Raw genomic sequence first — 423 nt, 5'->3', positions numbered from 1 at the left:
GCATTCACGGTCACGCGGGTCTCGCTGCGCCCGGAGCGGTTGCCTTTGCTGTCCACGGCCACGCCGTGGAGGGTGTAGACGTTGGTGGGCTGGGCGCCGGTCTGGTAATCCGGCAACACCACGCTGTAGTGGGGGCCGCCGTCGTGGACGAGCTTGCCGCCGGCCTGCAGCAGCGCCGGGGCGGTCCAGTCGATGTGCGACAGCGGGTACTTGCTGTTGACCCACACGTTCAGGGACTTGGTCTCGCCGCCCTGGCCGTTGACATGGGCGGCGGCGGCCATCTGGATGACCTGCTTCTTGCGGTATTCGAGAACGATGTGGTTGTTGCGCTCGACCAGGTCGTAGCGGCTGCCGGCCAGGGTGCGCAGGGCGCCGACGCCGGCCGGGTCGACCTGTTTGGCCCACGGCTCGCCGATCTGGTAG

1 protein-coding gene is annotated in these 423 nt (G+C 68.6%); it reads right to left on the bottom strand.

The window, feature by feature from the left end; all coding sequences use genetic code 11:
* The coding region (locus ABOA88_RS24040) for an inverse autotransporter beta domain-containing protein (protein WP_440127997.1) at positions 1 to 423 on the bottom strand (423 nt) is incomplete at both ends.

Source organism: Pseudomonas sp. PKS, from assembly GCF_051913525.1.
Classification (GTDB): domain Bacteria; phylum Pseudomonadota; class Gammaproteobacteria; order Pseudomonadales; family Pseudomonadaceae; genus Aquipseudomonas; species Aquipseudomonas guariconensis_D.
The sequence above is the reverse complement of the archived record's forward strand: the minus strand, read 5'-3'. Positions and strand labels throughout refer to the sequence as shown.